Source organism: Aeromonas ichthyocola (genome assembly GCF_046087985.1).
Classification (GTDB): Bacteria; Pseudomonadota; Gammaproteobacteria; order Enterobacterales; family Aeromonadaceae; genus Aeromonas; species Aeromonas rivipollensis.
Genome location: NZ_JBJSWH010000006.1, coordinates 340246 through 357365 on the forward strand (window position 1 = coordinate 340246; position 17120 = coordinate 357365).

Sequence of the window (17120 nt, forward strand, 5' to 3'; positions counted from 1 at the left end):
TTTGAAAAAGCAGTGTTTAAAAATGACGCAAAAGTTTACTTGTTTTTGGCCTATTCTGCCAGTAGCTGTTGCAGCAAGTTTTGTTGGGCCTGCTGCTGCTGGCGCAATTCCAGCCGCTGGCACTCTATGATGGCCCTGAGCTGGAACAGCGCCTGCTCAAAGTCTTCATTGATAATGACATAGTCATACTCGTCGTAGTGCACCATTTCGGCAATGGCTTTCGCCATCCGGCCGGCGATCACTTCGCTGCTGTCCTGGCCGCGGCCGATCAGGCGGCGCTCCAGCTCCTCCCGGCTCGGAGGCAGGATGAAGATGGACTTGGTTGGCATCTGCTCGCGGATCTGGCGGGCGCCCTGCCAGTCGATGTCGAGGAAGACGTCGATGCCCCGGGCCAGACAGGCCTCGATGGCGGCGCGGGAGGTGCCGTAGTAGTTGCCGAACACCTCAGCCCACTCCAGAAAATCACCGCGCTCGATCAGCGTCTTGAACTCTTCCACCTGCACGAAGTGGTAGTGCACCCCGTGCTCTTCGCCGGGGCGAGTGGCGCGGGTGGTGTGGGAGACGGAGAGCTGCATCTTGCCGGCGTCGTTGTGCTGGGTCAGCAAGGCATTGAGCAGGCTGGACTTACCGGCCCCGCTCGGGGAGGAGATGATATAGAGAGTGCCTTGTTGCGCCATGTCTGTACCTTTAAGCGATGACCCGTGTTTTGGTTGTAGCAGAGGCTGCCGTCATGTGCCCGAAAGGGAGACAGTCGCTCGCAAAACGCGGGAAATTCTTGAGTCGGGAGGTTGTAAAGGCGGCGAATGTTAGCAGATGGGGGCGGATAAAAAAACGGCCGGAATCATATTCCAGCCGATCAAAGTATTCGTTGCTTGCTGCGGGAGCGTTACCCACATCGGCCGCTATTCTGCCCCCGGCACCCGGCTTGGGCCATCAGATTATCCCTGCCTCAGGGCTCGGAATTTCCGAGTTGCCCCTCAGCCCGGCAGCTGGCGCTCGGCACAGAGCCGATCGAAGGCGGCGATGACACGTTCGCTGGTTATCTTGCGCATGGCGTCAGGATCCTTGAGGCGGGTACGCCAGTCGAGCGCCGCCAGCGGCTTGCCGGTCTCCTGCTCGATCAATTCTTGATAGACGCTGACCGCGTGTTCGCGGCACAGATAGGGGCCGGTGCGATCCGGGTTGTGATGGGCGTAGAGGCCGATCACCGGCGTGCCCACCAGGGTCGCCATGTGGGTGGGGCCGGTATCGGGGGCCAGCACCAGGCTGGCTTCCTTGATAAGCGCCAGCAGTTGCTTGAGATTGGTCTGCCCCACCAGATCCACCGGCTTGCTCTGGCTCAGGCGCTGGATGTCGGCGGCCAGATCCCGCTCCAGCTTGGCCGGCCCGCCGCAGAGATAGACCTGAAACCCCTTGCTGGCGGCGTGATCCACCAGGGCGGCATAGCCTTCGGCGGTCCAGTTCTTGAACGCCTTGCTGGCGGCTGCGCAGATGAGCAGGGTCGGTTTGCCGTCTATCTTCTCCCTGGCCCAGGCCTGATGCTCGGCGCTGATGGGCAGTTGCCAGTCCGGGGTCAGATCCTGGATGCCAAGCTCTTTGGCGAAGGCGAGAAAGCCATCCAGCACATGGGGGGAGGCGGGGGACGGCACTTGATGGTTGGTGAACAGCCACTGGCCGTCGTTGGCCCGCTCCTTGTCGAACCCGAGCCTGATCTTGGCCCTGATGCCGAGGGTGGCGATGCTGGCCCGCAGGGCCGCCTGCAGGTGGAGCAGGGCATCGAACCTGCGACCCTTGAGGGTCTGCCAGAGGTCGCGATAGCCACGCCAGCCCTTGCTCTTGTCGAAGGGGATCACCTCGACCCCGGGCAGATCGGCAAACAGGGTCGCCTCTATCTTGCCGGTAATCCAGGTGATGCGGGTCTGGGGCCACTCCCGCTGGATGACGCGCACCAGCGCCAGCGCATGGCAGCAATCCCCGATGGCGGAGAGCCGCAGGATGCAGATAGAGGAGGGCGGCGTTTGGAACAGCGGCATGATGTGGCGCAATGGTGGCAAAATGGATGGATGGCATTATGCAAACTCCCTTGTGGATTGTAAAATTGCGCCAGCTGCCCGACCGGCACAATCGTCAGCAGGATCGTGCCGGGCCCAGTGCCATAACCTGTCCCTGCACGTCGCTGATAAAAGGCCTGCGGGCATGCCAGAGCGCAGCCTCATCGCCGGAATACATGACCCACCGAGCGGGATCTCCACGATGCGAGTACAGACCGAACACAACCAGATCTGCTGGTATGCCGAAGGCGCCTTCCGCGACCCTTCCCCCGCGTTGTTCGATCCGGCCTGGTGGCAGACCCATCGGCAGGTGGTGGGCTCCGCCATAGGTCGCGGGGTGACCTGGTTCGTGAAGGATGAGTCGCGCCACCTGGTGCTGCGCCACTATTATCGCGGCGGCATTGTGGGCAAGCTGGTACGGGATCGCTTCTGGTTCGAAGGGGTCGAATCGAGCCGCGCCATGGCCGAATACCGTCTGCTGGCCCAGCTGAGCGAGCAGGGCTTGCCGGTGCCACGGCCATTCGCGGCCCGCATGGTCAAGCAGGGGCCCTTCTATCGCGCCGACATCCTGATCGAGCGCATCCGCGGCGCCAAGGATCTGGTGGCCCTGCTCAAGCAGGGGCCGCTCACCGACGAGGTGTGGCACAGGGTGGGTCAGACGGTGCGCCGGCTGCACGAGGCAGGGGTCTATCACGCCGATCTCAACAGCCACAACCTGCTGCTCGACAAGGAGGGCAAGGTGTGGGTGATCGATTTTGACAAGGGGGCTATCCGCTCCCCCGGCAACTGGCAGCAGGCCAATCTGGAGCGGCTGCAGCGCTCCTTCAGCAAAGAGTCCCAGCTGCATACCAGCTTCCATTTCGTGCCGGAGAACTGGCAGGCCTTGATGAACGGGTATCAGGGAAAAGCGCTCTGACCCTGTTGCTCGGCGTGAACGCCAATGTTACTTATTGAGCAGGTATTCAGATCCTGTTTCGAGGCGCACGATGGAAATGCTCAAGACACCTTTGGTCGATGTGACGGCCCGGCTTGATCCGGGTCTGCTGTCTGATGCCATGGCGCTGCTGGAGGCGGGGATCTGGACCTGGTCGGCCAACATGGACTGCAGCGTGATCCCTCCTGCCTGCGCCTGTTGGGATTGGGAGATAGCTGGGCGGATGATCTCGGCTGGCTGGATCGGGTGCATCCCGATGATTTTGCCCGGCTGGAAGATGCCCTGCTCGCCTGCCAGAGCGGGCGCAGCAGCGGTCTGCGCCTCGAATACCGCATTCTGCACCATCAGGGTCACTACATCCGGCTGGAAGAGCGGATGCGCCGTGACGAGGGGGCCATCTGCTGGGGGTGGTGCGCCATCTGGATGCGGCCATGTGCTGGTGGAGGAGCGACATGGCACCGATCCGCTGACCGGGCTGGAGAGTCGTGGCCGTTTCGAGCAACTGCTTGAAGAGCGGCTGGCGACCGAGAGCGGCAGCTTCAGCCTGCTGCAGTTTTCCGTCGATCACATGGCCAAAATCCAGCAGCTGTTTGGCGAAGCGGCCTGCGACGCCATGCTGGCCAAGCTGGCGCGTATCGTGCGCCACGAACTGCGGCGGGGAAGATCCCTTCGCCCGCTGGGATGAGGACGGTTTTATCCTGATGCTCTCCCAGACCGAGCGGATGAGTGCGCTGGAGATCGCCGAGCGGCTGCGCCTCGAGATTGCCGACGCCAGCCTGCTGTCCCAGCGGCCGGTCACCGTCAGCATCGGCCTGGTGCAGAGCCAGACCGGCGAGCAGCTCGATCATCTGCTGGCCCGGCTGGCCAGCTGTCACGGTCAGGCCAGACGGGAGCGCAACACCGTCGTCGGCTAAGTGTGGTCAGGGTTGGCTGCGCTTGTCACGCTGGCAGACCCAGAGCGAGGCCAGCATCAGCAGGGCGCCGAGGCTGAGCCTGAACAGATCCGTATCCTTGCCCCAAAGCACCAGGTTGACCAGCAGACCGGCCGGAATGAGGGCGTTGTTCATGATGGCTAGCACGCCGCTGCTGACCAGGGTGGCGCCCTTGTTCCACAGGAAGTAGCCGAGCCCGGATGCCCCCACCCCCAGCCAGAGCAGTATGCCCCACTGCAATCCGCTCGTCGGGTATTGCGGTTGGCCCAGCAGCCACCAGGCGGGCAGGGCGATCACCAGGGCCCCCAGATAGAAGCAGCCGAACACCGCCAGCTGGGGCGGTTGCTGCGCTTCTCGGGCCAGCAGCACCTTGTAACCGACCTGGCCCAGGGCGAAGCAGAGGTTGGCCCCCTGCACCACCAGGAACCCCATCACATAGCTCTCGGTCAGGCCGTCGAAGCGGATGACGGCCGCTCCCAGCACCGCCAGCAGCGCCCCCCACAGGTAGGTCGGCTTGAAGCGCCCCTCCAGCAGATCGTGGATCAGGGTGACGTAGATGGGGGTGAAGATGGTGAACACCAGCACTTCCGGCACCGTCAGCAGCAGGAAGGAGTGGTAATAGAACAGATACATGATGCCGAGCTGTATGGCGCCGAGTGCCATCAGCTTGATGACCAGATCGGGGCGCAGCCAGCGGCGGCGCAGGAAGGGCAGGAACACCAGGCTGGCGAGGGCGATGCGGGTCAGCACCGAGAAGTAGGCGTCCACCTGGCCGGCGAGGTAGACCCCGATCAGGCTGAAGGAGAAGGACCAGAGCAGGGTAACCCCTATCAAGTAGTTCATGTGATTGAATTGTCGTCAGTTGTCAATTTGGAGGGCGCTATGATGGCCGAGTTGGAAAGCGCGATCCAGCGTTTATGGGAGCAGTTGCCACAGATCGGCGCTTTTGCCTTCGAGGCGAGCAACGGGGCGGGTTCCGCGACCGACTGGAACGGCCGTGGCGAGGGAGAGGTGCGGGTGACCGATCATCAGGGTGGCTGGCTCTTTACGGAGCAGGGGCGATATACCACGCCCCATGGCCGGGTGCTCACCATGCACAACAGCTTCTGGTGGCAGCACGGCGAGCGGGGGATCCGCCTCTCCCACCTGCGCCACCAGGCGCCGGTGCTGCTGTTCGAGCTGTTGCCCCAGGGGGATGGCCGCTGGCTCACCGCCGAGGCGCACCTGTGCGGTCAGGATCACTACAGCGCCGAGCTGACGCAGACCGGCGGCGGTTTTCTGCTGGGCTGGGAGATAAGGGGGCCACGGAAGAACGAGCGGCTCAGCTACCGCTACTGGTCGGAGGGCGGGAAACCGGCATAAAAAAAACCGGCGCAGAGCGCCGGTAGCGGGGACAAATCGGAGGTTTTTTTAAAAACGGTCCCAAAAACAGGAGAGATACACTCTCGTCACACATTCAGAGATGGCATTCAGGCATTCAGGCATTCAGGGCATAGCTCAGCATGGCCTGCAGCTTGCTGTCGAAGAACCAGGGCAGGGTCAGCATCAGCAGGCCGAGCAGTCCGGCCAGCCGGTGGCGATACTGCCAACCGGCTATCAGCACCAGACCGCCGCACAATGTGGTCAGGATGCCTGACATAGGCTGGCCTCCCGACGGGCACGACGCTGCTGTGCCCACTGGTTCAGGGCGACCGAACCCAGGATCAGCGCCAGTGCCACGGCCGTGGTGGAGTGCACCTGCTCGCCGAGGAAGAGGGCACCCAGCATGACGCCGAACAGCGGCACCAGGTAGTTGCTGAAGGAGGCGAAGGTCGGGCCCGCCTTCTGGATCAGCGCCATGTAGAGGAAGTAGACCAGACCGGTACAGAAGACCCCCAGCACTGTCACTGCGCCTATGGCCTGCTGGCTCGGCAGGGTGAGGGCGCTCAGATCGGTGACGAAGGGCGCGGCCAGCAGCAGCTGGATGGCTGACGAGATCAGTATGTTGCGGGCCACTACCACGGGGTGGTCCTTGGCGAAGCGCTTGATCATCAGCAGGCCGATGGCGAAGCAGCTGGCGCCGAACAGTATGGCCACGGCACCGAGCAGACCGGCGTTCATGCCGTTGGCCAGCTTGGGCCAGAACAGCACCAGCACGCCGACGAAGCCGATGGCCACGGAGAGCAGACCGCCCTTGGTGATTCTTTCACCAGAAATAAACAGGGGCGCAGCCAGAATGGTCACAAAGGGGATACAACCCATGACCACGGCGGCGATGGCGCTGTCCACATACTGCTGACCCCAGGCCACCATGATGAAGGGGATGGTGGCATCGAGCAGGGCGATCAGCATATAGGTACGCCAGGGGGTGTGCTCGCTCTTGAGGCGCATGAACAGGCAGAGCAGACCCAGGGTCAGGCTGCCGCACAGGGCGCGACCGGCCGCCACCATGATGGGGGGCAGTTCGGTAACGGCCTGATGCATGAAAATGAACTGGGAGCCCCACAACAGGCCTATCGCCAGCAATAACAGATAGCTACGCATGTTAATCTCCGATGTAATTCGCCCGCGCATTCTATGCAATCTGCTACTATGCCAAAAATGAATTGTCGTCATTCAACTATGGCCAATATCGATGGAACTCCCCCTCTCCCGCCTCGACCTCAACCTGCTCAATGTGTTCGACATGCTGATGCAGGAGCGAAACGTCACCCGTGCAGCGGAGCGGCTCCACCTCTCCCAGTCCACCGTCAGCCACGCCCTGGGGCGATTGCGCCAGGCGCTGGATGATCCCTTGTTCGTCATGAGCCGGCGGGAGATGATGCCGACCGAGCGGGCCAAGGCCCTGGCCGGCCCTGTGCGCCAGGCGCTGGCCATGCTGGAGCAGGGCTTGCGCCAGGCCAAGGGATTCGAGCCCGCCAGCGCCCAGCGGGTGTTTCGCATCGCCACCCCGGGCTCGGTGGAGCACGGCCTGGTGCCGACCCTGGTGGAGCGCATGGTCCAGCAGGCACCCCACTGTAGGCTGGAGGTGTGCGAGCTGGCGGACAGCGACTATGAGCGGGAGCTGGAGAAGGGGGAGCTGGATCTGGTGATCGGCTTCGCCGGCGCCAACCATCTCTCCCCCCGCCTGTGGCGCGAGGAGTGGTTCAGCAATCCCCTGGTCTGCCTGTCGCCGCTCGGCAGCGAGCTGCCCGATGAACTGGGGCCGGACGAGCTGGTGAGCCGCCCCCACATCCACACCTCCAGCTGGGGGCACAGCCAGGCCATGGTGGATCTCTGGCTGGCACGCTTCGGGGTGGCGCGGGAGCTGGGGGTCAGGTTGCCGAGCTTCATGGCGGTGCCGCAGCTGATGGCGACCGGCCGCTACCTGGTGGTGGTGCCCGAGATGATAGGGCGCCACTTCTGCCGCTACTACCCGCTGCGGCTGCATCAGCTGGAGCCCGCCATTCCCATCGTCTACCTGATGGCGGGCCACCCGCTCACCGCCCACGACGAGGCGATCGGCTGGTTCAAGGGGCTGCTGCACCGGCTCGCCTTCGAGCGCTACGGTGCAGACGCGCTGGGGGCGCCGACTCAGCGCAACCCGGCGAAGTAATCCAGTCCCATGGCGCTTTTTACCTCCGCCAGCACCTCGTCGGTGAGCGCACGGGCCTGCAGCGTGCCTTGCTGCAACAGGCGCAGCAGCTTCTCCTTGTCGGCGATGGCCGCCTGACGGCGCTCCCGCATCGGGGCGAGCAGGGTCTGCAGGCAGTCGTTCAGCACCTGCTTGCAGCGCATGTCGCCCAGCCCGCCGCGCTGGTAGTGGGCCTTCATCTCGGCCACCAGCGCCTTGTCCGGGTGGAAGGCATCCAGATAGGCGAACACCGTATTTCCCTCCACCTGGCCCGGATCGCTCACCTTGAGGTGGTTGGGGTCGGTATACATGGCGAACACCGCTTGCTTGATCTCGTCCGCCGACATGCCGAGCTCTATGGTGTTGCCGAGGGACTTGGACATCTTGGCCTTGCCGTCTATGCCGGGCAGGCGGCCGGTGTCGCTCAGGATCGGCTGGCACTCGGTCAACACCTCCTTGCCCATCAGGGCGTTGAAGCGGCGCACTATCTCGTTGGTCTGCTCCAGCATGGGCAGTTGATCCTCGCCCACCGGCACATGGGTGGCGCGAAAGGCGGTGATGTCGGCGGCCTGGCTGACGGGATAGACCAGAAAACCGGCCGGCAGGCTGCGTTCGAACCCTTTTTGCTGGATCTCCGCCTTGACGGTGGGGTTGCGCTCCAGCCGGGCGACGCTGACCAGATTGAGGTAATAGGTGGTGAGCTCGGCGAGGGCGGGCAGGGCGCTCTGCAGGCAGAAGGTGGTCTTGGCAGGATCCAGGCCGACTGCCAGATAGTCGGCCATCACCTCCAGCACGTGATCTGTCACCTTGGCCGGGTTGTGACCGTTGTCGGTCAGCGCCTGCAGATCGGCGATCATCACAAATTGACGGTAATGGTGCTGGGCCTCGACGCGCTGGCGCAGGGATCCGACGTAGTGGCCTATGTGCAGTTTGCCGGTGGGGCGATCGCCGGTCAGGATAACGGGGTTGTACATGTCACTCTCTCCAGTTGGGGTGGGCCGGGAGGCGACAAAGGGATGAAAACAATGACCGCCTCTCGGCGGTCACGGTGTTTTCTTTGGGAAAAATTACATAGAAAAGCAGTGCCGCCTGTTTATAAGCAGCACCACCAGTAGTTGTGATTGACGATGGTCATGTTCATGGCAAATCAAGCTACGCCTGTTTGATCACTTCTGCAAGGGCACGACCAGCAGATCGCAGGGCACCGTATTCATCAGCTGGCGGGCGCTGGAGGTGAGCAGGCTCCAGAAGCTCTGGCGGTGGCCGCACACCAGCAGGTCTATCTGGTAATCCTTGACCGCCTGATTGACCCGCTCGCTCAGATCGCCGCAGATCACCAGCTTCTTCTCTATGGGGTAGTCCACCGAGGCGAGGAAGGCCTCCAGCTTCTCTTTCGCTTCGGCGATCACCTGATCCTGCACGTTGTCGATGTCGATATCGATCATCTCGGTGTAGAGATCCTTGAGGTCCACGTCCACATGGATCACCGACAGCTTGGCGCCATTGGAACGGGCCCGGTCGACCGCCTTGTCGATCACCTTGCGGTTGTCTTCCGACAGGTCGATCGCCGCCAGTATGTGCTTGTAATAGGTTCCACTCATGGGAATTCTCCTCACTGATCCTGGGTTCACTATACCAATGTCCGCTGAAACTAAAACGGCGATGTCACCACAGTTTCAGGATTTCCATGGCAGGCCCGTACTCCCTGGTTGCCATTGCGGATAAAGAGTCGCACATATTTTGAACAGGAGTTTGAAGCCGATCACAGCCGCTCTATTGCCCCGACCTAGGGAGGGGAATAGGATGTGCCCGTGCTTCGCAATGAACACAACACAACAAAAAGCATCTGAATAACGCTTTGGGGAGCCTTGTGCTCCCTCTTGTTTTTCTACCTTCCTTTCTCTGCTCCGACCCCCTTTATATCAAGGTAATCTGCTCCGTCATGGCTATGCTGTAGCCAATTCAAGCGGAGGTCTCTCATGATTATTCATCCCCAGATCCAGGGCTGCGTGGCCCGCAACTGCCATCCCATCGGCTGCCGCACCGCCGTGCAGCAACAGATCGCCAGCGTCAAGGCGGCGGGTCCCTTCAACGGGCCCAGGCGGGTGCTGGTGCTGGGGGCCTCCTCCGGCTTCGGGCTGGCGTCGCGCATAGCGCTGACCTTCGGTGCCGGCGCCGACACCCTGGGCATCTCGTTCGAGCGCGGGCCCTCCGACAAGGGGCTCGGCAGCGCGGGCTGGTATAACAACATCTGGTTTCGCCAGGCGGCGGAGCTGGAGGGACGCATCGCCATCAACCTGATCGGCGATGCCTTCTCGGACGCCCTGCGCCAGCAGGCCATCGACTGCATCCGCCAGCAGCTGGGGCAGGTGGATCTGGTGGTCTACTCCCTGGCGAGCGGCCTCCGGGTGCTGCCGGATGGTCGCCAGGTGCGCTCGGTGCTCAAGACCACCGGCCAGCCCTTCAGTGGCTGGGGGCTGGATCTGGAGCAGGACACCCTGGTGCAGCAGTCATTGTCTCCCGCCACTCCTGAGGAGATCCGCGACACAGTCACAGTGATGGGGGGCGAAGACTGGCAGCTCTGGCTACAGGCGTTACAGCAGGCCGATTGTCTGGCCCCAGGCGTGCAGACAGTCGCCTACTCCTACATTGGCCCTGAATCCACCTATCCCCTCTATAGAGACGGCACCATCGGCTACGCCAAGGAGCACCTGCACGCCACCGCCGAGACCATCAACCTGCAGCTGGCCGAGCTCGGCGGTCATGCCTGGGTGTCGGTGTGCAAGGCGCTGGTGACCAAGGCGAGCGCCTATATTCCTGTGTTGCCGGTTTATCTGGGCCTGCTGATGGGGGTGATGAAGGAGCGGGGCGTGCACGAGGGCTGCATCGAGCAGATGCAGCGGCTGTTTGCCGCCAAGATGTACGGGCCCCATGGGGTGGTGGCCGACGGCAACCGCTTGATCCGGATGGATGACCACGAGCTGGACCCGGCCATTCAGTCCGCCGTCTCGGCGCTCTGGCCCAAGGTGACGCCGGACAACTTCCACGCCCTGGGGGACTTCGCCGGGCTGCGCCAGGACTTCATGGAGCTCAATGGCTTCGAACTGCCCGGCGTCGACTATGGGGCGCCGGTGGATGTCGCCTCCCTGACCGAGCTGCTGCCCTGAGTCAGGTGCCTGTCTCAGGCGACGTTGCAGGCTGGCTGGTTGGGGGCCGGGGCTAGTATGGTCTGGTTGCGCCCCTGACGCTTGGCCTGGTACATGGCCATGTCGGCCCTGTGGATCAGCTGGCTGAGGCTGTCATCGTCCGGTGAGCGCTCCGCCACCCCTATGCTGATGGTCATGTGGGGGGCGGCCAGGTAGGCGATCCGGTTTCTCAGCTGTTCGGCCAGCCGCCAGCAGGTGGCGCCGTCCTGCGTCATGGCCACCAGAAACTCCTCTCCCCCCCAACGCCCGACCTGTTGCAGGTCAGGTGCCCAGCTCTTCAGTTCCCGGGCCAGCTGCCGTATGGCCTGGTCCCCGGTCTGGTGGCCGTGCCTGTCGTTGATCTGCTTGAAGTGGTCGATGTCGATGATGAGCAGGGTCAGTGGCGCATCCAGCTGCCACTGCTGCTCCAGTTGCTCCAGCAAAGCGCGGCGGTTCGGCAGCCCGGTCAGCTGATCGAAGGTGGCGAGCTTGTAGAGGTGGCGCGAGCTGCGGTGCAACCTGTGGGTGGTGAGCCCGAGCAGGATCAGGGCGCCAGCCAGCAGGACGACCAGCATCAGCTGGTAGTAGCGGGCGCTCTGCTGATACAGCAGTTGTTGGCGCTTGTTCTCGTTCTCCTGCTGCAACGCCAGGTTGCTGGCCTCGCTGCGGGCCAGGTCCATCTCGACCTGGAAGGCGGCGGCATGCTGGCTCAGGGTCTGATTGAAGTGCTGCCTGTAGTGCTGCATGTAGCGGGTCATGACACCATAGGCCTCGGGGTAGCGTCCCAGATCTGCCAGCAGCCTGGCCTGCATCGCCTTGCCCTCTATGCTGACCGGGCCTGGCTGGGTCGTCAGCAATTGCAAGGCCAGCTGGGTCTCCCCCCGTCCCTGCAGGGTTCTGGCCCGGATCTCGGTCAGCCGTGAGGCGGCATGGGGATAACCCAGCCCCTCATAGATGGCCTGCGCCTCCTCCAGGCTCTGCCAGGCCGAGTGCCAGTCTCGCTGCGCGTTGAACACCATGGCCCTGTAGCCGAGGACGATGGCGCGATAGTGGGGCGAGAGCCCGGGGGTGGCCAGCAGGGCATCGAGCAGCTCGCTCGCCCGATCGGGGCGCGCCATGTCGATGTAGAGCCGCGCCATGTTGGCCCGGATGATGGCCTGACTGTTGGGTTCGTTCAGTCGCACCATCTGTCCGAGGGCATCCTGATAGTAGCTCTCGGCCTCCCGGTGGAGGTTGAGATCGGCATAGAGGTTGCCAAGGGTCATCATCAGGCGGGCACACTGCAGGGTGGAGAGTGTGCTTCTGGGTCCTTTCTGCTTGAGCTGGAAGGCGGTCTTGAGCTCGGCGATCGCCTCCTTCATCTGCTGGGTACGGTAGAGGGCGAGGCCATTGAGGGCATGCCACTCGGACTCCTGCTGGACATGTCCCAGGACGGCCGGTCTGAGCTGGGTCAGCAGCTGGAGGGCCTGCTCGGGGGCCTCGGTATCCAGGGTCAGGGCTATCTGTTGCAATCTGAAGTCGAGCAGGCGCTGGCTTTCTTGCTGGGCACTGGCCAGCCCGCGGGCGCGGGCGTTGTCCAGCAAAGCCTGCTGGTAGCGCCCCAGGGCGGCCTGGGCAAGGGCTCTGGCATGGAACACTGCTCTGGCGGGAGTGTGGCGACAATCGTGACCAAATCACAGTGGAGAATCATCATGTTGGCCAAAGCCATGATCGAGAAGTTGAACGAGCAGATTAATCTTGAATTCTATTCCTCCAATCTCTACCTGCAGATGAGCGCCTGGTGCGAGGACAAGGGCTTCGAAGGGGCTGCCACCTTCCTGCGCAAGCATGCCGCCGAGGAGCGCCAGCACATGGAGCGCCTGTTCACCTACGTGAGCGAAACCGGCGGCATGCCGCTGCTGGGGGCCATAGATGCGCCTCCCCACGAGTTCAACTCGCTGGGGGACATCTTCCGCACCACCCTGGAGCACGAGTTCCACATCACCAAGTGCATCAACGGCCTGGCCCATGTGGCATTCACCACCCAGGACTACTCCACCTTCAACTTCCTGCAGTGGTACGTGGCCGAGCAGCACGAAGAGGAGAAGCTGTTCAAGAGCATCGTCGATCGTCTGTCGCTGGTGGGCGAGGATGGCAAGGGTCTCTACTTCATCGACAAGGAGCTGGCCGAGCTGGCCAAGGGCGCCCCTGCCAGCATCATGGACGGCAACGCCTGATAGTCGTGGACACTTAGTGCTGCGCCAGTACAATACGGCCCCCTTGTGGGCCGTTTTCGATTGATGCGCAACCAACGTGGTGTTCCGCCAGAGGCAATCTCGGTTCTGGCCAGGGGCCGTTTTTCTTTTGATGGGTGCGTGATGATGAAGCAGTTTGATGTGGTGGTGATCGGGGCCGGGGCGGCCGGCTTGATGTGTGCGGCTCAGGCCGGTTATCGGGGGCGAACCGTGCTGCTGCTGGACAACGCCAAGAAGCCGGGCCGCAAGATCCTCATCAGCGGCGGCGGTCGCTGCAACTTCACCAACCATCAGGCCGGTCCCCACGCCTTCCTCTCCGGCAATCCGCACTTCTGCAAGTCGGCGCTGGCGCGCTACACCCAGCAGGACTTCATCGATCTGGTGGACAGGCACGGGGTGAATTATCACGAGAAGACCCTGGGTCAGCTGTTCTGTGACGAGAGCGCCAAAGAGATAGTCGAGGTGCTGCTCACCGAGTGTGACTGGGCCGGAGTGACCCTGCAGTGCCAGACCGAGATCCTCTCCGTCAGCAAGACGGATGACGGCTTCCTGCTCGACACCAGCAAGGGCGAGGTCCGTTGCCACTCCCTGGTGGTGGCGACCGGCGGCCTCTCCATGCCGAAACTCGGCGCCACCCCCTACGGCTTCAAGCTGGCGGAGCAGTTCGGCCTCACAGTGCTGCCCACCCGCGCCGGTCTGGTGCCTTTCACCCTGCATCAGGAGCAGAAAGAGGCTTTCGCCGATCTCGCCGGGGTCAGCCTGCCGGTGGCGGTGACCGCCGAGGATGGCACCCGCTTCAAGGAGGCCATGCTGTTCACCCACCGCGGCCTCTCGGGCCCCGCCATACTGCAGATCTCCTCCTTCTGGCTGGCGGGGGAGAAGATCCACATCAACCTGCTGCCCGAGCTGGATATTGCGGCGGCCCTCAAGGCCTGGGCGCTGGCGCACCCGGCCCAGGAGCTGAAAACCGTGCTGGGACGCGAGCTGCCCAAGCGCTTCGTCGACAAGCTGGTGGAGCTGGGGCAGCTCAACAGCAAGCCGATGCGTCAGTACAACGAGCGGGAGCTGGAGGCGGTGGCCACCCTGCTGGGGGACTGGCAGATACTGCCGAACGGCACCGAAGGCTATCGCACCGCCGAGGTGACCCTGGGGGGCGTGGATACCAACGAGCTCTCCTCCAAGACCATGGAGGCGCGCAAGGTGCCCGGTCTCTACTTCGTCGGCGAGGTGGTGGACGTGACCGGCTGGCTCGGCGGCTACAACTTCCAGTGGGCCTGGTCATCGGGCTGGGTGGCTGGCCAGTACTGCTGACCAACCTTCGTTCTCATCAACTTCAGACGCGGCCTCTCAGGCCGCGTTTTTTATGGACTGTCTTCCGTGCGGGGCATCTATTAACCCTTTCTGATGGTCGGTAAGAAGGCGGTCAGCAGGCCGATCAGCGGCAGGTAGGCGCAGAGCTGGTACACGGTTTCTATGCTGGTCGCATCGGCCAGCTGGCCCAGCAGGGCGGCGCCTATGCCCCCCATGCCGAACGCGAAGCCGAAGAAGAGGCCGGAGATGGTGCCGACCTTGCCAGGCACCAGCTCCTGGGCGTAGACCAGGATGGCGGAGAAGGCCGACGCCAGGACGAGGCCGATGATCACCGAGAGCACCGAGGTCCAGAACAGGTCGACGTGGGGCAGCAGCAGGGTGAAGGGGGCAACGCCCAGGATGGAGATCCAGATCACCCGCTTGCGGCCGATGCGGTCACCGACAGGCCCACCGAGCACTGTGCCCGCCGCGACGGCGAACAGGAAGGCAAACAGATGGAACTGGGCGCTATCCAGCGACAGGCTGAACTTGTCCATCAGATAGAAGGTGTAATAGCTGCTCAGGCTGGTCATGTAGAAGAACTTGGAGAACATCAGCAGGCCCAGAATGGCCAGCGACCAGCCGATCTGGCGGCGGCTCAGGCCGCTGCCGGCATGGGCCTTCATTCGCTTGTGGAAGTTGGCCCCGTGCTGGCTCGACCAGCGCCCGACCAGGCAGAGCACCATGACGCCCACCAGGGCGAACAGCGAGAACCAGGCCGCGCTGCCCTGTCCCTGCGGCACTATGATGAGCGCGGCGAGCAGCGGACCTATGGCCGAGCCGAGGTTGCCGCCGATCTGGAACAGGGATTGGGCCAAGCCCGGCTGGCTGCCGGCCGCCATGCGGGCGACCCGGGAAGACTCCGGGTGGAAGACGGACGAGCCCATGCCGATCAGCATGGCCGACAGCAGCACGGCGCCAAAGCTGCCCGCCTGTGACAGGGAGAGCAAGCCGATCAGGGTAAAGCCCATGCCGAGGGGCAGCGAATACGGCATGGGCCTGCGGTCTGTGTAGAAGCCGATCAGCGGCTGCAACAACGAGCCCGTGAACTGGTAGGTGAGGGTGATGAGCCCAATCTGGGTGAAAGACAGGTCGAGGCCGAGCTTGAGCAACGGATAGATGGCCAGCAGCACCGACTGCATCATGTCGTTCAACAGGTGCGAGAAGCTGATTGCGGCAATCACCGGATAAGTGGTGGTGTTCAGAGGGTCGGCCGAGGGCGTCGCGGTGACAGAGGTATCGGTGCTCAAGGTCTTGTCCATGGGTGAGGTATCTGCGGTTTCATACTCCCTCTACCATGCCTTATCCCGGTGCGTCTGGACATAACCAAAGTGGGCGAACGCCGGGGTTGCTCTCGATCGGCGTGCAAGCCGTTCATGCTGAAGGTGTGTGGATGGCAGGTCAGATCTTGTGCTTGGCGCGTGGCGGATTAGTATAGAAAGCCTGCCGCCGCTATCCGGCCCATAGCCCGCCATGGAGGGAACATGTTCGAAAGCCTGGGAGTCATCAACGTCTGGACCTATCTGGTGGGGCTCTTCTTCATCATCATAGCGCCGGGCCCCAACTCGATTTATGTGCTGCGCACCGCCGCCGTGCGGGGCATAGGGCCTGGCTATCGCGCCGCCCTCGGCGTCTTCGTCGGCGATGCCATCCTCATCTTCTGCGCCTATCTGGGGATCGCCTCCCTCATTCGCACCACCCCCTTGCTGTTCACCCTGGTACGCTATCTCGGTGCCATCTACCTGCTCTATCTGGGGGTGAAGATCCTCCATGCCAACTTCATAGCCAAGGGCGAAGGGCAGGAATCCGCGGTGGAGCTGGGGGAGCGCTATTTCTCCAAGGCCCTCACCTTAAGCCTCACCAACCCCAAGGCGATCCTCTTCTACGTCTCCTTCTTCGTGCAGTTCATCGACTTCAGCTATGCCCACACCTGGATCTCCTACCTGGTGCTGGCCGGCATGCTGGAGGCCATGAGCTTCGTCTATCTCACCCTGCTGATCTTCGGCGGCACCCTGATGGCGCGCTTCTTTGCGCGCAAGGTGCGTCTCGCCAAGCTGGGCAACGGTCTGATCGGCCTCTTCTTCATGGGCTTCGCGGCCAGGCTGGCCACGCTCTCATCCTGATCTCTCGGGGGAGTAACATGCAGGACACTCGGTCCAGGACGCCTAGTCTGGCCAGCAATCCTTGCCGACAGGGATAAAGCGTGATTGATAGACGATCAGCTTCTGATTGCCAGACTGGCTGATCTTGGGGTTGCGGTAGGTTTCACCGGGCCGAAGGTACTTGCTGTCAGCCTCGCTGTCCGCTTGTTGGCAACCCTGTTTCACCATGAATTCAAAGTAGGTATTGCCGGTATTGATGATGCTGCCCCTTGCCGGGTCGAACTTGTAGTCAAAGTGCACCTGACGCGGGCGGACGACCAAGATGGACTGCAGTGCCAACTTCACCTCTACTGCACCACGGCGCAGTGTCTGGCCACCGTCATCAATCTGGGCAGCCGGTGACTCGGTGAAGGTGATGCGATAGTAACGCTCCAAGGCATCCGCCGGTCCCTTGTAGTAGAACTTGACGTTCTGTGCACGTTTGGCATGCAGCGTGAAGCGCTTGGGGGCAAACAGCAGTTCACCGGGTATCGTGGGAACCACCTGACCTGTGGCCGTGGGGTCACTGATCTTCTCCATCTGCACTTCGTACACCTTGGGCGAGGTACTGTTGTTGGTGACGGTGCGGGTGATGAAGTCTTCCTTCGGCGCCATGGCAATAGTCATGGCACCTATGTCGATGGCCATGGCCTGTGAGGCCAAGGCGCCAGCCAGCAAAGGCCAAAGAATACGATGCATGC

Annotated in this window: 17 protein-coding genes and 1 pseudogene; 8 read left to right on the plus strand and 10 right to left on the minus strand. The window is 62.7% G+C overall.

The window, feature by feature from the left end:
• Window positions 1-50 precede the first annotated feature (50 nt).
• Window positions 51-677: a guanylate kinase gene (gene gmk, locus ACF2JD_RS18795; RefSeq protein ID WP_440987949.1), complete on the minus strand. Its 627-nt coding sequence runs from the start codon at window positions 675-677 to the stop codon at window positions 51-53.
• A 300-nt stretch (window positions 678-977) separates the two neighbouring features.
• Window positions 978-2045, minus strand: coding sequence for a glycosyltransferase family 9 protein (locus ACF2JD_RS18800; protein WP_440987966.1), 1068 nt, complete (start codon window positions 2043-2045; stop codon window positions 978-980).
• A gap of 208 nt (window positions 2046-2253) precedes the next feature.
• Between ACF2JD_RS18800 and ACF2JD_RS18805 the strand changes: the two genes are divergently transcribed.
• Window positions 2254-2967 (plus strand): 3-deoxy-D-manno-octulosonic acid kinase, encoded by a 714-nt coding sequence (locus ACF2JD_RS18805; protein WP_440987950.1) that lies wholly within the window; start codon window positions 2254-2256, stop codon window positions 2965-2967.
• A 70-nt stretch (window positions 2968-3037) separates the two neighbouring features.
• Window positions 3038-3899 (plus strand): annotated as a pseudogene (locus ACF2JD_RS18810) (GGDEF domain-containing protein).
• A gap of 6 nt (window positions 3900-3905) precedes the next feature.
• On the opposite strand, the gene ACF2JD_RS18815 reads toward ACF2JD_RS18810, so the two are convergent.
• Complete coding sequence (locus tag ACF2JD_RS18815; RefSeq protein ID WP_440987951.1) at window positions 3906-4760, minus strand: carboxylate/amino acid/amine transporter; 855 nt, start codon at window positions 4758-4760, stop codon at window positions 3906-3908.
• A 42-nt stretch (window positions 4761-4802) separates the two neighbouring features.
• Here ACF2JD_RS18815 and ACF2JD_RS18820 point away from each other — a divergent pair, with 42 nt between their 5' ends.
• Window positions 4803-5279, plus strand: a complete 477-nt coding sequence (locus ACF2JD_RS18820; protein ID WP_440987967.1) for a DUF6314 family protein — start codon at window positions 4803-4805, stop codon at window positions 5277-5279.
• Window positions 5280-5394: 115 nt separating this feature from the next.
• On the opposite strand, the gene ACF2JD_RS18825 is transcribed toward ACF2JD_RS18820, so the two are convergent.
• On the minus strand, window positions 5395-5556 hold the full coding sequence (locus ACF2JD_RS18825) for a hypothetical protein (RefSeq protein WP_005326376.1): 162 nt from the start codon (window positions 5554-5556) through the stop codon (window positions 5395-5397).
• Window positions 5541-6440: a DMT family transporter gene (locus ACF2JD_RS18830; RefSeq protein WP_234675795.1), complete on the minus strand. Its 900-nt coding sequence runs from the start codon at window positions 6438-6440 to the stop codon at window positions 5541-5543. Before ACF2JD_RS18830 ends, ACF2JD_RS18825 begins: the two co-directional genes overlap by 16 nt.
• Window positions 6441-6531: 91 nt before the next feature.
• On the opposite strand from ACF2JD_RS18830, the gene ACF2JD_RS18835 reads away from it, so the two are divergent.
• Window positions 6532-7491, plus strand: a complete 960-nt coding sequence (locus tag ACF2JD_RS18835) for a LysR family transcriptional regulator (protein ID WP_234675793.1) — start codon at window positions 6532-6534, stop codon at window positions 7489-7491.
• On the opposite strand, the gene trpS is transcribed toward ACF2JD_RS18835, so the two are convergent.
• Together trpS and ACF2JD_RS18845 are read right to left on the minus strand one after the other, a co-directional pair.
• The gene (gene trpS, locus ACF2JD_RS18840) at window positions 7470-8483 is read right to left on the minus strand and encodes a tryptophan--tRNA ligase (RefSeq protein WP_440987952.1); all 1014 of its coding nucleotides are present in this window, start codon (window positions 8481-8483) and stop codon (window positions 7470-7472) included. The two genes, ACF2JD_RS18835 and trpS, sit on opposite strands and share 22 nt — an antisense overlap.
• A gap of 192 nt (window positions 8484-8675) precedes the next feature.
• Entirely contained in the window at window positions 8676-9110 is a 435-nt protein-coding gene (locus ACF2JD_RS18845; protein ID WP_025325220.1) for a universal stress protein, read from the minus strand.
• Between the two features lie 378 nt (window positions 9111-9488).
• Here ACF2JD_RS18845 and fabV point away from each other — a divergent pair, with 378 nt between their 5' ends.
• Window positions 9489-10676 carry an enoyl-ACP reductase FabV gene (fabV, locus tag ACF2JD_RS18850; RefSeq protein ID WP_440987953.1) on the plus strand — a complete coding sequence of 396 codons (1188 nt, stop codon included), beginning with the start codon at window positions 9489-9491 and terminating at the stop codon, window positions 10674-10676.
• A 14-nt stretch (window positions 10677-10690) separates the two neighbouring features.
• On the opposite strand, the gene ACF2JD_RS18855 is transcribed toward fabV, so the two are convergent.
• Complete coding sequence (locus tag ACF2JD_RS18855) at window positions 10691-12331, minus strand: diguanylate cyclase domain-containing protein (protein WP_440987954.1); 1641 nt, start codon at window positions 12329-12331, stop codon at window positions 10691-10693.
• Window positions 12332-12385: 54 nt separating this feature from the next.
• Between ACF2JD_RS18855 and ftnA the strand changes: the two genes are divergently transcribed.
• The gene (gene ftnA / locus ACF2JD_RS18860; protein WP_005326403.1) at window positions 12386-12910 is read left to right on the plus strand and encodes a non-heme ferritin; all 525 of its coding nucleotides are present in this window, start codon (window positions 12386-12388) and stop codon (window positions 12908-12910) included.
• Window positions 12911-13054: 144 nt separating this feature from the next.
• Window positions 13055-14239 carry an aminoacetone oxidase family FAD-binding enzyme gene (locus ACF2JD_RS18865; protein ID WP_440987968.1) on the plus strand — a complete coding sequence of 395 codons (1185 nt, stop codon included), beginning with the start codon at window positions 13055-13057 and terminating at the stop codon, window positions 14237-14239.
• Window positions 14240-14319: 80 nt separating this feature from the next.
• On the opposite strand, the gene ACF2JD_RS18870 is transcribed toward ACF2JD_RS18865, so the two are convergent.
• Window positions 14320-15540 (minus strand): MFS transporter, encoded by a 1221-nt coding sequence (locus ACF2JD_RS18870; protein ID WP_171275155.1) that lies wholly within the window; start codon window positions 15538-15540, stop codon window positions 14320-14322.
• Between the two features lie 222 nt (window positions 15541-15762).
• On the opposite strand from ACF2JD_RS18870, the gene leuE reads away from it, so the two are divergent.
• Window positions 15763-16401: a leucine efflux protein LeuE gene (leuE, locus tag ACF2JD_RS18875; protein ID WP_106885341.1), complete on the plus strand. Its 639-nt coding sequence runs from the start codon at window positions 15763-15765 to the stop codon at window positions 16399-16401.
• A gap of 42 nt (window positions 16402-16443) precedes the next feature.
• Here leuE and ACF2JD_RS18880 read toward each other — a convergent pair whose 3' ends face one another.
• Window positions 16444-17118, minus strand: a complete 675-nt coding sequence (locus tag ACF2JD_RS18880) for a fimbria/pilus periplasmic chaperone (RefSeq protein WP_290030506.1) — start codon at window positions 17116-17118, stop codon at window positions 16444-16446.
• Between the last annotated feature and the right edge of the window lie 2 nt (window positions 17119-17120).

What these genes read in the sequence shown, in the direction of transcription:
- gmk (WP_440987949.1), bottom strand. Translation starts at nt 677, where the DNA reads ATGGCGCAACAAGGCACTCTCTATATCATCTCCTCCCCGAGCGGGGCC.
- ACF2JD_RS18805 (WP_440987950.1), top strand. Translation starts at nt 2,254, where the DNA reads ATGCGAGTACAGACCGAACACAACCAGATCTGCTGGTATGCCGAAGGC.
- ACF2JD_RS18815 (WP_440987951.1), bottom strand. Translation starts at nt 4,760, where the DNA reads ATGAACTACTTGATAGGGGTTACCCTGCTCTGGTCCTTCTCCTTCAGC.
- ACF2JD_RS18820 (WP_440987967.1), top strand. Translation starts at nt 4,803, where the DNA reads ATGGCCGAGTTGGAAAGCGCGATCCAGCGTTTATGGGAGCAGTTGCCA.
- ACF2JD_RS18825 (WP_005326376.1), bottom strand. Translation starts at nt 5,556, where the DNA reads ATGTCAGGCATCCTGACCACATTGTGCGGCGGTCTGGTGCTGATAGCC.
- ACF2JD_RS18830 (WP_234675795.1), bottom strand. Translation starts at nt 6,440, where the DNA reads ATGCGTAGCTATCTGTTATTGCTGGCGATAGGCCTGTTGTGGGGCTCC.
- ACF2JD_RS18835 (WP_234675793.1), top strand. Translation starts at nt 6,532, where the DNA reads ATGGAACTCCCCCTCTCCCGCCTCGACCTCAACCTGCTCAATGTGTTC.
- trpS (WP_440987952.1), bottom strand. Translation starts at nt 8,483, where the DNA reads ATGTACAACCCCGTTATCCTGACCGGCGATCGCCCCACCGGCAAACTG.
- ACF2JD_RS18845 (WP_025325220.1), bottom strand. Translation starts at nt 9,110, where the DNA reads ATGAGTGGAACCTATTACAAGCACATACTGGCGGCGATCGACCTGTCG.
- fabV (WP_440987953.1), top strand. Translation starts at nt 9,489, where the DNA reads ATGATTATTCATCCCCAGATCCAGGGCTGCGTGGCCCGCAACTGCCAT.
- ftnA (WP_005326403.1), top strand. Translation starts at nt 12,386, where the DNA reads ATGTTGGCCAAAGCCATGATCGAGAAGTTGAACGAGCAGATTAATCTT.
- ACF2JD_RS18865 (WP_440987968.1), top strand. Translation starts at nt 13,055, where the DNA reads ATGAAGCAGTTTGATGTGGTGGTGATCGGGGCCGGGGCGGCCGGCTTG.
- ACF2JD_RS18870 (WP_171275155.1), bottom strand. Translation starts at nt 15,540, where the DNA reads ATGGACAAGACCTTGAGCACCGATACCTCTGTCACCGCGACGCCCTCG.
- leuE (WP_106885341.1), top strand. Translation starts at nt 15,763, where the DNA reads ATGTTCGAAAGCCTGGGAGTCATCAACGTCTGGACCTATCTGGTGGGG.
- ACF2JD_RS18880 (WP_290030506.1), bottom strand. Translation starts at nt 17,118, where the DNA reads ATGCATCGTATTCTTTGGCCTTTGCTGGCTGGCGCCTTGGCCTCACAG.